This window comes from Paraburkholderia fynbosensis, from assembly GCF_902859935.1.
Taxonomy (GTDB): domain Bacteria; phylum Pseudomonadota; class Gammaproteobacteria; order Burkholderiales; family Burkholderiaceae; genus Paraburkholderia; species Paraburkholderia fynbosensis.
On sequence record NZ_CADIKI010000048.1, the window covers coordinates 1 to 14,161 of the forward strand.

The window sequence follows — 14,161 nt, forward strand, 5'->3', positions numbered from 1 at the left end:
TGACGAAGCTGGACCGTCCGGAACTGACGTCGGCGAAGATCATCGTCTCGGGCGGCCGCGGTCTGGGCAACGGCGAGAACTACACGAAGGTGCTCGAACCGCTGGCCGACAGGCTGAACGCGGCGCTGGGTGCCTCGCGCGCGGCAGTCGACGCGGGCTTCGTGCCGAACGACTACCAGGTCGGCCAGACCGGCAAGATCGTCGCGCCGCAACTGTACGTGGCCGTCGGCATCTCGGGTGCGATCCAGCATCTGGCCGGGATGAAGGACTCGAAGGTGATCGTCGCGATCAACAAGGACCCGGAAGCGCCGATTTTCAGCGTCGCCGATTATGGTCTGGTGGGTGATCTGTTCACGCTCGTGCCGGAACTGGCGGGTGAAGTCGCCTGATGCAGGCAACAGGCGTGGCGTGTTGGACGTCGCGCCTGATAGATAGAACGTTTTGGCTTACGCCCTTCCCACTTCGAAAGCCCATGTCCCTGGATGCCCGCGATTACCGGTAACGGTTGAATCACTTACCTCGCGCAGCATGCGTCGTGCTCACTTCGCGGCATGGGTCCGTTGCACTCTCCACCATGCAAGCGCGCACTCCGCGACGCAGACACACCCCGTTGACGCGCTCCAACAACTCAACAACAGCACGCCCTCGCAACGCCAACCAGGTCCAAGGTACTCACGCGACGACCGTCTGGCACATCCCTTGCGTCTTGGATCGGCTCGACCGGACAAGGCGAGCACGACCATCCGGTTCGCATTCCCTGCCGTCGGGGGCGCGCCACGCGCTCACGACTACCGCAACTAAACCCGATTTTTTCAGGCATAAGCATCATGAGTCGCGTTTTACTCGTGGACGATCAACCCGAAGCATTGTCCGCGTTACGTGCCGTACTGGTCGGCCGTGGCTACACAGTGGCCACGGCGGCGGACGGTGTCGAAGCATTCGAACGATTGCAACGCACGCGCGTGAGCGCCGTCGTGTGCGACTGGCGCATGCCCAACATGGATGGCGCCGAGCTGATCGAATCGATGCAGGCCACGAGTGGACTCGCGTCGGTCCCCGTCATCCTGACGAGCGGCAGCGGCGAAGCGCCTTCGTTGCCCATGAAGGGCTTTCTTCGCAAGCCGTTTGCGCTGGATAAACTGCTGTCATTGCTCGCCGAATGCGAGAACGCCGCGATGACCCCAGGCGTTTGCTGAACATACGGCCTTACCGCTCGCGCACGACAACGGGGCAAACATTCGACACGACGGGCAAGCGTGCGCAATAGCGAGGCACGGCTTCGCACGGCGCTTGCGCCCAATCGCGATCCTGTCAGCGTATTTCGCCGCAGTGGAACGCGGTTGCAATTGACGGCCCGAGTCGCCAGGCCGTCTTCAGGCGTTCGCGCATTCCCTGGCGCTGCTACGCGGACTTCTCCATCAATTCCCCACGCGGCGTCAAATCGGCATCGGGCGAGATATCCTCCAGCGTCTGCTGACTCGTCTCGATCCGTAGCGCCAGAATCGCGACGCTGAGCAGAAGCAGCACACCGCCGACCATCGTCAGCACACCCGTCACGCCGAATCGCGTGTAGAGCAGCAGCGCCACATAAGGCGTGGACATCGACGCCGCGCGTCCGCACGTGCCCGCGATACCGGTTCCGCGCAACCGATGCGCGGTCGGGAACAGCTCCGGGATATAGCCGAACAGGCCAAGCGTGCAGACCGTATAGATCGCCGTCACCAACGCGAAGCCCACGACCGAGATTGCCGCCGGCGCGCGCATTTGCACGTACACGAAGCCGAGCAGAATCGTCACGAGCGAGAACAGCACGATGCCATTGCGACGCCCGAGCCGGTCGGTCACGAGATAACCGACCGCCGCGCCGGCCGGCGCACCGAATGACATCAGCAGCACGAAGCCGAGCGACTGCACGATCGTCAACCCTTCCTTCACGAAGAACGTCGGCAGCCACGCGACGAACCCATACAGCGACATGTTGATTGCCATGCAGGTCAAAGCCGCCACCAGCGTGCGGCCGATCATCCCGCGCGCGAACAGCGCCGAGAACGGCGCGGCCGGCACCTCGTGACTGACCACGCGTGCGACCGGCGGCAACTTGCCGACGCGCGCCTCGACTTGCCGCTCGATCGCCGACACCGTGGCCTCGGCTTCGTCGAGCCGCCCCACCGTTTCGAGCCAGCGCGGCGACTCCGGCATCCGATGACGCAGAAACCACACGATCAGCGCACCGAACCCCGCAATCGCAAACATGTAGCGCCAGCCGAGATGCGGAATCACCCAGTAGCCGATCGCGGTCGCGCCGAGCAAACCGGAGTTGATGATCAGCGCGAGCAGCGCGGTCCAGCGTCCGCGTGTGGCGGGCGGCACAAATTCGCACAGCGTGCCCGCCGCCACCACGAGTTCGGCGCCCAGCCCCACGCCCATGATGAAGCGCAACAGGATCAGCCAGTAAATGTTCGGCGCGAAGCACGCGGCAAGCGACGCGACGCCGAAGATCGCAAGGTTCGCCTGATACGAATAGCGCCTGCCGAAGCGGTCGCCGAGATAGCCGGACAGACCCGCGCCGATCATCATGCCCATGAAGGTCGCGGAGATGAAAAACGAGCCGAGCCGCAAATCGGTGAAGCCGCTCTTGACCATCGCCGCGAGCGCGCCGTTGGCCAGATAGATATCGAATGCATCGAGAAAAGCGCCCGCGCCGATCAGGCCAAGAATGTTCCAGTGGAAACGGGTGATGGGCAGGCGGTCGAGCCGCGCGCCGGAATTGACTGTGACGGTTGCCAAACTTTGTCTCCTGAGAGGCCGCACGCGGTTGGGCCGCTTGCGCAAAACAGTTCCGCGTGGCCGCCTTTTTGCATGCGACGGCTCTGACGCGGGGTCCTGGGTGACACGGTTCGATGTCGCCGTGTCGTGTAGCGCTAAGAGTGCGACAGCCGGCGTGGGGAGGGAATTGGCATTATTGGAAGCCGATGTTTTGTTGCGGTTAAGGCTGTGAGACGGTTCCGCCCCGGTGCTGGGCGGCATTCGACGGGACAGCGCAATTCGGGTCGATCGGCCCGGCTCTGTTGCGCACGGCCCGCACTGCGCGCAGCAAAGCAAAACGGCGCGGCGCATATCCATGCACCGCGCCGTTTCGCGCACACAACCAGCCGCCCAACGAAATCACACGTCGTGTGAACGCGGCTTATCGACCCGCTACGATCCTGCGAGCCTTCAGGATCACCGGCATATCGACCATCTTGCCATCCACCGCCACCGCCGCACCGTTGCTGGTCTCCACTGCCGCCAGCACGCGCCGCGCCCACGCCTGCTCGGCCTCGCTCCACGCATACGCGCGATGCACCGCGTCGATCTGCTTCGGATGAATGCACAGCTTGCCGCCGAAACCGAAGCGCCGGCCGCGCCGCGCGTCGGCTTCGATAACATCGGCGTCGGTGATGGACGTCGACACGCCATCCACCGGCGCGCCGATCCCCGCGAGCCGCGAGGCCAGCACGATCTGCGAGCGGAACGGATGCAACTCCTCGGCATCGCCGTCGATGCCGAGGTCGATCTGAAAATCGAGGGTGCCGAACACGATGCGCTGTACGCGCGGCGCGGCGCACAACACCGAGAGATTCGCGAAGCCGCGGGCGGTCTCGACGATCGGCAACACGCTCAACCCTGGGTGCGCGTGCGCGAGCACCGCGTCGATCTGCTCGCGCGTCTCGGCCTTCGGCAACACGATGCCCGCAACGCCGGGCCGGCTGGCGAGCGCGACAACGTCGTCGTCGAACCACACGGTATCCGAACCGTTGACACGCGCCCACGCGGGTCGTGATGCACCGTCCGATACGGCGGCCAGCACGGCCGCAAGCGCCATGGATTTTTCATCGGGCTGCACGGCGTCTTCGAGATCGAGGATCACCGCGTCCGCGCCGGCCGCGTGCGCTTTCTCGAAGCGCTCGGGCCGGTTGCCCGGCACGAACAGATACGAACGGGGCAGTGCGGCGCTCATGCGAGCGCCGTCGCGTGCGATGTCGCTTCGAACACCGAGCCGACCTGCGTCTGCTCCGCGATATGCCATGCGTTGCCGAGCAAACGCGCCGCTTCGCCTTCGGTGGCCGCGCCCGCGAATGCCGCCAGCCGATGCAGCTTGGTCGCGATTTCATCGCGCGACAGCGTGTTGCCCGGATCGCCCTTCGGTTCGTCGACGCGGCCGTTGAGGACGCGGCCATCGATGGTCGTCACCGTGACCTTGCCGATCCAGCGCGCGGGGTAGGCCGCATCGACCTCGGCATCGAAGGCCATCGTGACGTTGTCGCGGAACGCAGCGATCGAATCCGCATCGAAGCCCTGTTCGAATTCGGTGACGCCCGCATAGCCGTGATGTGCCACGAGCCCGAGCACCGTGCCCATGTTGAACTTCGCCTGATGCACGGTGCGCGGCGTGACGACCGCGCCGAGCACGTCGATCGCGCCCTGATGCACGTGCGCAACCACCTTCGCTATATCGCGCGGTGCGAGACGGTGTTTCTGCACGACGGCGAGCAGTGCGTCCGCGGCGGGATGCGTATGACGGCACGCCGCGTGATACTTGAACGAGGTTTCCCCGGTCGCCCAGCGGCTGCCCAGCCGGTCGACGAGGCGCGCCGGATCGGCGTCGCTCGACATGCCCGCCGCCATGCCCTTGGCGCCTTCGAGAATGTGCGTCGCGCCCTTGAAGCCGTCGGCGGCGAGTTGTGCGGCCATCAGTCCGTTGGCGGCGGCCATCGCCGTGTGCAGTTGCTTCGAGTCGGCGGCGTCGCGCAGAAACTCCCACAGCCCGCTCGCCTGCGTACCGGCCGAACCGAACGCGTCGAGCATCTGCGTCGGCGACAAACCGAGCAGCCGTCCGGCGGTGGCCGCCGCCGCGATCGTGCCGACCGTGCCTGTCGTGTGAAACACCTTGTAGTGCGAGCGGCCCAGAAATTCGCCAATGCGGATACCAACTTCATAACCGGCGACCGCCGCCGCGATGAAATCACGCCCCGATGCATGCGCCGCTTGAGCCAATGCGAGTGCCACCGGAAACACCACCGTCGCCGGATGAAACACGGAGCCGTTGTGCACGTCGTCCTGTTCCGCGAAGTGCGATGCCGCGCCGTTGATCATCGCCGCGAAATACGGCGTGGTGCGGCTGCGGTCGATCAACACTTCGCACGGGCCGTGCTGCGTCGCGCCGGCTGCCCCGCGAGCGAAGCGTGCAATGGTTTCGACAGGTCGTGCGCCCTTACCGGCCAAGGCCGAGCCGAGCCAGTCGACGTATAGGTTGACGGTGCGCTCGACCACTGCGTGCGGAATGTTGTCGAAGTCGAGCTGCGCGGCGAAGGTGGCAAGCGTGAGACTGGGATGATCGTTCATGAGCGTGCGGGAGTCGGTTCGTTCGGGGTTCGTTCGGATTGCCGGCATGGCGTCGTCCACACGCCGGCGCGAAAAGACGCTTCAGATCGTGCCGGCCGCACGCAGCGCATCGATGCGCGCGCTGTCGTAGCCGAGTTCGCGCAGGATTGCGTCGGTGTGCTCACCAAGTGCGGGCACCGGATCCATGCGCGGTGCGAAGTCGGTAGGCAGACCCGGCGGCAACAGCGCAGGTACCGCGCCCGCCGCCGTGCCGACTTCCTGCCAACGCTCGCGCGCCTTCAATTGCGGATGCGCCCACACGTCGCCGAGCGTGTTCATCTGCGCGTTGGCGATGCCGGCCTGATCGAGCCGCTCGATCACCTGCGCGGCGCTCAGCCTCGCAAAGGCCGCGACGATCACCTCGCGCAACGCCTCGCGCGCGGACGTGCGTTTCGAGTTCGACGCGAAGCGCTCGTCGGTGGCGAGTTGCGGTTGTTCGAGTACGCGCTCGCAAAACAGCTTCCATTCGCGCTCGTTTTGCAGACCGAGCATCACGGTCTTGCCGTCGCCGGCGGGGAACGGTCCGTACGGATAGATCGTTGCGTGCGCCGCGCCCGACAGCGCGGGCGGCGACTGACCGTCGATCGCGTAGTAGAGCGGATAACCCATCCACTCGATCATGCTTTCCAGCATCGACACATCGATGCGGCAGCCGCGCCCCGTGCGGCCGCGCAACAGCAATGCGCTGAGGATGTTCGAATACGCGTACATGCCGGCGGCGATGTCCGCGATCGAGCAGCCTGCCTTGGCGGGCGCGCCAGGTGAGCCGGTGATCGACAGAAAGCCGGATTCGCTCTGGATCAGCAGGTCGTACGCCTTCTTGTCGCGATAGGGACCATCGGCGCCATAACCGGAGATGTCGCAAACGATCAGCTTCGGGTACTTCGCGCTCAACGCGTCGTAGCCGAGACCTAGCCGCTGCGCCGCGCCCGGCGCGAGGTTCTGCACCAGCACGTCGGCACCGGCGACCAGCGCGCCGAGAATCTCCGCTGCTTCGGGCTGCTTCAGATCGAGCGCGAGACTTTCCTTGGAGCGATTGGTCCAGACGAAATGCGACGACAGTCCATGCACGCGCTCGTCGTAGCCGCGAGCGAAATCGCCGACGCCGGGGCGTTCGATCTTGATCACCCGTGCGCCGAGATCGGCGAGTTGACGCGTGCAGAACGGCGCAGCGATTGCATGTTCGAGCGTGACGACCTTGATACCGTCGAGTGGTCTCATGTCTATGTCTGCCTTCTGCCCGAATGTCAGAACGAACGCGGCAGCCCGAGAATATGCTCGGCCACGTACGAAAGAATCAGATTGGTCGAAATCGGCGCGACCTGGTACAGACGCGTTTCGCGGAACTTGCGCTCCACATCGTATTCACACGCGAAGCCGAAACCGCCGTGAAATTGCAGGCAGGCGTTGGCGGCTTCCCACGACGCGTCGGCCGCGAGCAGCTTCGCCATGTTCGCCTGCGCGCCGCACGGCTGATGCGCATCGAAACGACGCGCCGCTTCGAAGCGCATCAGACTCGCCGCCTCGACGTTGATGAACGAGCGCGCGATCGGAAATTGCACGCCCTGGTTCTGGCCGATCGGACGGCCGAACACGACGCGCTCTTTCGCGTACTCGGTCACCTTATCGACGAACCAGTAACCGTCGCCGATACATTCCGCGGCGATCAGCGTGCGCTCCGCGTTCAAGCCGTCGAGTATGTATTTGAAGCCCTGCCCTTCCTCGCCGATCAGATTCTCCGCGGGGATTTCGAGGTTATCGAAAAACAGTTCGTTGGTCTCGTGATTGACCATGTTCAGGATCGGCTGCACGCTCAGGCCGTGACCGATCGCTTCGCGCAGATCGACGATAAAGATCGACATGCCTTCCGACTTCTTCTTCACATCGGACAGCGGCGTGGTACGCGCGAGCAGAATCATCAAGTCGGAGTGCTGCACGCGCGAGATCCACACCTTCTGCCCGTTGATCACGTAACGGTCGCCGCGCCGCTCGGCGGTGGTCTTGATCTTCGTGGTGTCGGTGCCGGTGGTCGGCTCGGTCACGCCCATCGATTGCAAACGCAAGTCGCCGCATGCGATTTTCGGCAGATACTTGCGCTTCTGCTCTTCTGAGCCGTGACGCAGCAGCGTGCCCATGTTGTACATCTGGCCATGGCACGCGCCGGAGTTGCCGCCGGCGCGATTGATCTCTTCCATGATGACCGACGCTTCCGTGAGCCCCAGCCCCGAGCCGCCGAAATCCTGGGGAATCAGCGCGGCCAGCCAGCCGGCCTTGGTGAGCGCATCGACAAACTCTTCCGGATAGCCGCGTGCCTCGTCGATCTTGCGAAAGTATTCGCCGGAAAACTGCTGGCACAGATCGCGCACTGCTTCGCGAATGTCCTGAAACGAATCGTGTTGCGTGGTTTGCATAGTCGAATCTCGGGGAGTTCAGGCGGTGTTCAAGCCAACGTGGCCGTTGCACGCATCGTCAGATAGCCTTCGTGGTCTTTGGCCCATAGCTCGATCGTTTTGCCGTCGGCTGAGGGTTGGCCGCACACGGTGAAAGGCTGGCCGGCGAACGTGGGGCGCAGCGCCCTGAAGGCGAAGCTTTGCAGCGTGGCGTCCGGCTGTTCGCGGCGCACGAGATCGGCCAGCAGCGTCGCGATCAACGGACCGTGAACGACGAGGCCCGGATAGCCTTCGATCTGCGTGACGTACGGGTAGTCGTAGTGAATGCGATGGCCATTGAAGGTCAGCGCCGAATAGCGGAACAGCAGCACCGCGTCGGTATCGATCGTGCGGCGCCACGTTTCGGCTTGCGGCGCGAGTTGCGGTTGCTGCGGCCGCGCGCCTTCCTGCGGCGCGTCGCGATAGACGATGTCGTGCTCTTCCTCGATCTTCAGCTCGCCGCCCGCTTCGATCGTGTGCTGCACCGTGACGAACACGAGGCGGCCCGAACGGCCGGTCTTGTCCTCGATGTTAGCGATAGTGGAGGTGCGCGTGGCGCGCTCGCCTACCTTGAGCGGGGCATGAAACGTCAGCCGGCCGCCGGCCCACATGCGGCGCGGCAGGGGCACCGGCGGCAGGAAGCCGCCGCGCTTCGGATGACCGTCGGCGCCGACTTCGGACATCGGCGCGGCCGGCAGAAAGTACAGCCAGTGCCACAACGGCGGCACCGTGGCGCCGTTGTCTTCGCGATCGAGCGTGGCGGCCAGCGCCGTCAGCGGAAAGGCGGTGATGTCATCTTCGGTCACCGCCTCCTTGTTGAGCCAGTCGTCGAGTTTCTCTGAGGCCGCGGACATGGGCGAAGTCTCCGGATACGCGTGGTTAGCTGGGTAGAGCCCTACTATGAACGACGCGGTGCGTTCCGCGAAGTTTGCATTTTCGAATCGGGCCTTTGGTTTTGCTTAAGGCGGGTTTTGCTCGAGGCGTGCGGCGAACGTGGCCGCCGGGCTTGCCCGCCGGCCTGTGACGGTCGGCCTTCGCGCAGGTGCGCCGACGCTTCGTCTTCGATGCGTTGCCAGATTTCGATCGCCATCGGCTTCTCGCCTTCTTCCATGATATGGCCGACGAGGCCGATCGCGCGCGCCATCACGTACCGCATCGGGCGAAGCCGAGTGCGTGAAGATCATCAGGCGCGGTGTGCAGTGTTCGCGGATCGCCTCGATCTCGCGCTCCGACAGGCGCGCGTTGACGATCGCGGGCCACGCCCCCAGTTCCGACAGCGCGAACAACAGCGTGATCACCGCCGTGCAGTTTTCCGCGACCGTCTTCGAGCCGCGCGGCGCTCACAATTTGTTTTCAGCGAAGTGGGGATTCGGCGTGGCTTAACCTGGTAGTTTTACTGACGTGACGGCGAGCGTGAAGGGTGTGGTAAAACGCGGTGATGGTGTTCTGTTGATGCCAGATCGCCGTCGACGCGCTCGCGTCATCGACTACGGTGTCGTTCCGGCTGTGCTTCATTTAAGCCCAAGCCGCCTGGCCAGACGATTCAGATTCGCCCTGTCGAGCCCGAGTTCACGCGCGACCGCCGCCCAATTCTGCTCGTTGCGTGCGAGCGCGTCGAGCACGACGGAACGCTCGAACTCCGTCACCGCGCTGCGAAAATCCTTCGCTCCGCTCTTCTGCGTCACATCTGCGGGTGCCGGGCTTTTTTCTCCGTGCGGCGTATCGGACAGCGCAAAGTCCGCAGCGCTCAGCGTGAGAATACGACGATGCTCACGATTGGCGGCCAGCGCCTTCAACGCACTGCGCCCGATCAGATGCTCGAGTTCCCGCACATTGCCCGGCCACGGATAGCGCAACAACGCGGCCTGCGCGTCCGCCGCCAGCCGCAGACTCAGCAAGCCAAGCCGCGAGCGATTCTCTTCGAGGAAAAAGCCTGCCAGCAGCAGCACGTCGCGGCCTCGCTCGCGCAAGGGCGGCACGCGCAACGGGTAGACACTCAGACGATGATAAAAGTCCGCCCGAAACCGCCCCGCCCGCACTTCTTCGGCGAGGTCGCGATTCGTCGCGGTGATCAACCGCACGTCGACTTTATGTTCGTGGTCCGAACCAATTCTCTGTAGCTGGCCATTCTGAAGTACGCGCAATAGTTTGGCCTGCACGGCGAGCGGCAGCTCGCCCACCTCGTCGAGAAAGATCGTGCCGCCGTCCGCGAGTTCGAATTTGCCACGCCGATCCGACGACGCGCCCGAGAACGCGCCGCGCACATGCCCGAACAGTTCACTCTCGACCAGCGTGTCCGGTAACGCCGCGCAGTTCAGACTCACCAGCGGCTTGTTCGCCCGCGGCGACAACGCGTGGATTGCGTTCGCTACGAGTTCCTTGCCGACGCCGGTCTCGCCTGTAATTAGCACGGTCAGGTCGCTGGCGGCGACCACCTCGATTTCCTTGATCATGTGGTGATGAGCATCGCTGCTGCCGATCAACTCGCGCCGGCTCTGGCTGCTCGCCTGCCGGTAGGCTTCAGCGCGAAGGCGCGCCTCTTCTCCACTGCGGGCCAGCGTGTCGATCCGCTCCACGACACTCACCGTCGCGGCTGCAAGGCCGAGAAACGCACGCAGCGAGGCCATGTCGATCGCGTCGAAGCGGGCCGGGTCCAGTGCATCGAGCGTAAGCAGGCCCCAAGGGCGACCGCGAATGAACAGCGGACAGCCGAGGCAGTCGTGCACTTCGAGCTTGCCGGGCACGCCTTGCACGAGGCCGTCGTAGGGGTCGGGCAAATCGGAATCGGCCGCGAAGCGCGTCGGCTCGGGCCGCGACAGCAAACGTTCGAAGCGCGGATGATCGCCGACCCGAAAGCGCCGTCCGAGCGTATCGCTGCTCAGGCCATCGATTGCCAGCGGCACGAGCGTGTCGCCTTCGAGACGCAATAGCGCGGCGGCATCGCCCGGAAACAGCGTGCGCAGACTGCTGAGCAAGCGGCGATAGCGTTCGCGATCGGACAGATCGCGCGATAGGTCGAGGATCAGCGGCGTCAGCGCGTCGAGCAGTGCCTCGGCAGTCAAATCGACTCCGTCAGGAGTCTTTTTGACTAGGGTCGAATCGACCATGTTCGTTTCCAGATCTTTGATTTAACTGCATTTTATACCTGGCACGAATCGTGGATGGTAAGTCGCGGTTTGCAGGCCAGTCGAATAACCCCTCACCTCAAGGATTTCATATGCTTTCCGCCGAACACCGCGCCATTGTCAAAGCAACCGTTCCTCTGCTCGAAAGCGGAGGCGAGGCGCTCACCACGCACTTCTACAACCTGATGTTGCGCGAATATCCGCAAGTGCGCCCGATGTTCAATCAGGCGAACCAGGCAAGCGGCGCGCAACCGCGCGCGTTGGCCAATGGCGTGCTGATGTACGCACGTCATATCGATCAACTCGACCGGCTCGGTGGGTTGGTCGCGCAGATCATCAACAAGCACGTCTCGCTGAATATCCTGCCGGAGCATTATCCGATCGTCGGGCAATGCCTGCTGCGGGCCATCCGCGAAGTGCTCGGCGCGGAAATCGCAACCGACGCGGTCATTGCAGCATGGGCCGCTGCCTACCAGCAACTCGCCGATCTTCTGAGCGGGCTCGAAGAACAGATCTATGCCGAAAGGGAAGCGGCGCCCGGTGGATGGCGCGGCACGCGTCTGTTCCGGGTCGCGCGCAAAGTGCGTGAGAGCGATGAGATCACGTCGTTCTATTTGCGTCCCGACGATGGCGGCGAGTTGCTCGCATTTCATCCTGGGCAGTACATCGGCGTGCGGTTGGTCATCGATGGCGAAGAAGTGCGCCGCAATTATTCGCTCTCGGCCATGGCGAATGGACGGGAATACCGCATCAGCGTGAAGCGCGAACCAAACGGCAAGGTATCGAACTATCTGCATACGCGCGTCAACGAGAACGACGCGATAGAACTGTTCGCGCCGGCCGGCGATTTCAAGCTCGAACATACCGACAAGCCGTTGGTGCTGATCAGCGGCGGCGTGGGCATCACGCCTACGCTGGCGATGCTGCAAGCCGCGCTGGATACCGATCGTCCGGTGCACTTTATCCATTCGGCGCGGCATGGCGGGGTCCATGCGTTCCGTGAGGCGATCGACGCATTGGCTGCGCGCTATCCGCAGTTGAAGCGCTTCTATTGCTATGAGCAACATCGCGCGGGCGATGCCGACGCGCATGGTATCGGCTATCTCGACAAGCCACGTCTTGCCAAATGGTTGCCGGAAACGCGTGACGTCGACGTCTATTTCCTCGGACCGATCGCGTTCATGAAGGCAGTGAAGAAGCATCTCAAGGCACTTGGTGTGCCGGAGTCGCAAAGCCGTTATGAGTTTTTTGGGCCGGCTTCGGCGCTTGAATAAGGCTGCTTGTCGGCTGCGCTTGAATCGTTGGGAGGGGCGGTAGGGGAGTTGAGTTGGCCAGGAGCGTGTGCCTTCGTGTTCGGCTTCCATTGGCCCCTTTTATTTTTGTCTGCCGCTTCTCACGATGGGGTTCATGCCGAGGTGTTGCGTGGCCGCTCGCACGCAACACCTGGGGCTTGCGCGGGCACCTGAGCGTCCCATGCACGACGATGATGCACGCCGCGCTCGTACTTGCACGAACAGGTCTGCACGCAGGACTCTACAGGTGCTCTTACGTGCTCTTCTGGCGGAGACGAGTTGATGGAAGAGCCGCGCGCACGTTCTCATGGTCGCGAGAACTCGCCCCTTCCTATCGCTCCTTACGCCGGCGAAACGCCCACCACCCAGCCAGTCCTGTGAAGGCGGCGACCAGGAACACCATTACCCAGAAGCCGTGGCGATTATCCGCAAGCGGGATGCCCCCCACGTTCATTCCGAAGAAGCCCGCGACGATATTGATTGGCATCGCCAGAACGGTCACCAGCGTCAGCGTGAACAGCGTGCGGTTGTTCTGTTCTTCGAGCCGGGAGATGATTTCTTCCTGCAGCAGCCTGACCCGCTCGATCAGTCCGGCCACATCGGACAGAACAACGGAGAACTCTTCCGTCGATTCGCGCAGATCCTGCACGTCTTCTTGCTGAAGCCAGCGCGGCGGCCGTGCGAGCAAACGGAAGATCGCGCCGGGCTCCGGTGCGAGCATGCGTTGCAACCGTGTCAGCATACGACGCATCGCGCCGAGGTCGAGCCGGTTCTGTGTCGGCCGTTGCGAAAGGAAGCGGTCCTCGATCCGGTCGACGTCCGCGCTGGTTCGCCGGACAATCTGCACCAGCAGGTCAGCCTGGTCGCGCATCAGATGAACCAGCAATTCCGCAGGTGACCTGAATATTTCCCCTTCCCTGACCGACGCGCGCAAACGGTCAACCGAACGCAGCGGCTTCAGGCGCGCGGTAACGATGATTCGCTGATTCGCGTAGATCCATAACGTCGCGATCTCAGAAGGAATGAACTCTAGATTGAACATGACGTCGTTGACGACCGCGCGTAGCGCGCCATCTGCATGTTCGATACGCGTCGAGTGTGAACCCTCCTGCAATGCCTCGAAGAATGCCTCCGGCAAGTCGAGTTGCGCTCTCATCCAGCGCTCGCTCGCGCTGTGTGCCAGATTGAAATGAAGCCAGAGAAACTCGCCGGCCTCTTTCGCCTCACCGCGCCCATCGTACTCACGAAGCCATTCGAGGACCTGGTCCGCATCGATCGGCCGCCCAGCGCGGGTCGAAGAAAAAAGGAAGCCGCATACCATGCCAGACGAATCGGCACCGTAGGTTTGCAATAGCAGGTCAGATTTCATATGTCGTTCAGCGTTTGCTTCCCGTGCCGAATCGGCATCCGGCCATTTGGCGGCTGAAGATGAAACCCCGGCGGACACGCCGCGATTTCATCTTCGGTACGCGCAGACTGGATTGGAACGAATTGCCTGAGCATATCGCGACCAATCGAAAGAAGGTTAACCTGTTAATTCTTTGTTTGCTTATCAGGGCCTTACATTCAGACTATTGAAGTTTAACGGTCACAAGAACGTCATATTGTGGTGTCAGGTTGCGATCCGTGGGAGTTCACTTGGAGGCCCTGACTAGCGGGCCGAGCAAGAATGGATGGCTGATCATCCGCTGGGTTCGCGCTGATGCGTGCCGTCGCAAGCCAAGTTGAAGCAAGGCGCCGGAGCGGCTGAAGTTCTCTGACTACGGGTTCAGGACGGCGCACATGCCGCGAACGGCCAGCGTTCAGTTCGCGGCCGGGATGAGACGGGTGGCCGCGAGGTGGCTGATGCGGCATGCGTTGCGGAGCGCGTTCGGGTGGCCTGCTACGGCGC

Annotated in this window: 11 protein-coding genes and 1 pseudogene; 3 read left to right on the top strand and 9 right to left on the bottom strand. The window is 63.3% G+C overall.

Annotation, left to right across the window (positions count from 1 at the left end):
* Together HV770_RS37350 and HV770_RS37355 are read left to right on the top strand one after the other, a co-directional pair.
* On the top strand, positions 1–389 hold a 389-nt coding region (locus tag HV770_RS37350), incomplete at its 5' end, for an electron transfer flavoprotein subunit alpha/FixB family protein (protein ID WP_217468713.1).
* A gap of 438 nt (positions 390–827) precedes the next feature.
* Entirely contained in the window at positions 828–1,196 is a 369-nt protein-coding gene (locus tag HV770_RS37355; protein WP_175166420.1) for a response regulator, read from the top strand.
* 205 nt (positions 1,197–1,401) lie between these two features.
* Here HV770_RS37355 and HV770_RS37360 read toward each other — a convergent pair whose 3' ends face one another.
* The 8 genes and pseudogenes from HV770_RS37360 to norR form a co-directional block, all read right to left on the bottom strand.
* Positions 1,402–2,787, bottom strand: coding sequence for an MFS transporter (locus HV770_RS37360; protein WP_175166421.1), 1,386 nt, complete (start codon positions 2,785–2,787; stop codon positions 1,402–1,404).
* 400 nt (positions 2,788–3,187) lie between these two features.
* The gene (locus tag HV770_RS37365; protein WP_175166422.1) at positions 3,188–4,000 is read right to left on the bottom strand and encodes an HpcH/HpaI aldolase/citrate lyase family protein; all 813 of its coding nucleotides are present in this window, start codon (positions 3,998–4,000) and stop codon (positions 3,188–3,190) included.
* Positions 3,997–5,385 (bottom strand): MmgE/PrpD family protein, encoded by a 1,389-nt coding sequence (locus tag HV770_RS37370; RefSeq protein WP_175166423.1) that lies wholly within the window; start codon positions 5,383–5,385, stop codon positions 3,997–3,999. Before HV770_RS37370 ends, HV770_RS37365 begins: the two co-directional genes overlap by 4 nt.
* A gap of 81 nt (positions 5,386–5,466) precedes the next feature.
* On the bottom strand, positions 5,467–6,645 hold the full coding sequence (locus HV770_RS37375) for a CaiB/BaiF CoA transferase family protein (protein WP_175166424.1): 1,179 nt from the start codon (positions 6,643–6,645) through the stop codon (positions 5,467–5,469).
* A gap of 26 nt (positions 6,646–6,671) precedes the next feature.
* On the bottom strand, positions 6,672–7,835 hold the full coding sequence (locus HV770_RS37380; protein ID WP_121320371.1) for an acyl-CoA dehydrogenase family protein: 1,164 nt from the start codon (positions 7,833–7,835) through the stop codon (positions 6,672–6,674).
* A 29-nt stretch (positions 7,836–7,864) separates the two neighbouring features.
* Complete coding sequence (locus tag HV770_RS37385) at positions 7,865–8,707, bottom strand: HTD2 family dehydratase (RefSeq protein ID WP_175166425.1); 843 nt, start codon at positions 8,705–8,707, stop codon at positions 7,865–7,867.
* A 197-nt stretch (positions 8,708–8,904) separates the two neighbouring features.
* Positions 8,905–9,000 (bottom strand): annotated as a pseudogene (locus HV770_RS38355) (citryl-CoA lyase); the annotation flags it as partial.
* A gap of 364 nt (positions 9,001–9,364) precedes the next feature.
* The gene (gene norR / locus HV770_RS37395; RefSeq protein ID WP_175166426.1) at positions 9,365–10,960 is read right to left on the bottom strand and encodes a nitric oxide reductase transcriptional regulator NorR; all 1,596 of its coding nucleotides are present in this window, start codon (positions 10,958–10,960) and stop codon (positions 9,365–9,367) included.
* Positions 10,961–11,070: 110 nt separating this feature from the next.
* On the opposite strand from norR, the gene hmpA reads away from it, so the two are divergent.
* Positions 11,071–12,252: an NO-inducible flavohemoprotein gene (gene hmpA / locus HV770_RS37400; protein WP_175166427.1), complete on the top strand. Its 1,182-nt coding sequence runs from the start codon at positions 11,071–11,073 to the stop codon at positions 12,250–12,252.
* A gap of 349 nt (positions 12,253–12,601) precedes the next feature.
* Here hmpA and HV770_RS37405 read toward each other — a convergent pair whose 3' ends face one another.
* Entirely contained in the window at positions 12,602–13,639 is a 1,038-nt protein-coding gene (locus HV770_RS37405; protein WP_175166428.1) for a transporter, read from the bottom strand.
* Positions 13,640–14,161: the final 522 nt, after the last annotated feature.

What these genes read in the sequence shown, in the direction of transcription:
- HV770_RS37355 (WP_175166420.1), top strand. Translation starts at nt 828, where the DNA reads ATGAGTCGCGTTTTACTCGTGGACGATCAACCCGAAGCATTGTCCGCG.
- norR (WP_175166426.1), bottom strand. Translation starts at nt 10,960, where the DNA reads ATGGTCGATTCGACCCTAGTCAAAAAGACTCCTGACGGAGTCGATTTG.
- HV770_RS37385 (WP_175166425.1), bottom strand. Translation starts at nt 8,707, where the DNA reads ATGTCCGCGGCCTCAGAGAAACTCGACGACTGGCTCAACAAGGAGGCG.
- HV770_RS37405 (WP_175166428.1), bottom strand. Translation starts at nt 13,639, where the DNA reads ATGAAATCTGACCTGCTATTGCAAACCTACGGTGCCGATTCGTCTGGC.
- hmpA (WP_175166427.1), top strand. Translation starts at nt 11,071, where the DNA reads ATGCTTTCCGCCGAACACCGCGCCATTGTCAAAGCAACCGTTCCTCTG.
- HV770_RS37375 (WP_175166424.1), bottom strand. Translation starts at nt 6,645, where the DNA reads ATGAGACCACTCGACGGTATCAAGGTCGTCACGCTCGAACATGCAATC.
- HV770_RS37380 (WP_121320371.1), bottom strand. Translation starts at nt 7,835, where the DNA reads ATGCAAACCACGCAACACGATTCGTTTCAGGACATTCGCGAAGCAGTG.
- HV770_RS37365 (WP_175166422.1), bottom strand. Translation starts at nt 4,000, where the DNA reads ATGAGCGCCGCACTGCCCCGTTCGTATCTGTTCGTGCCGGGCAACCGG.
- HV770_RS37370 (WP_175166423.1), bottom strand. Translation starts at nt 5,385, where the DNA reads ATGAACGATCATCCCAGTCTCACGCTTGCCACCTTCGCCGCGCAGCTC.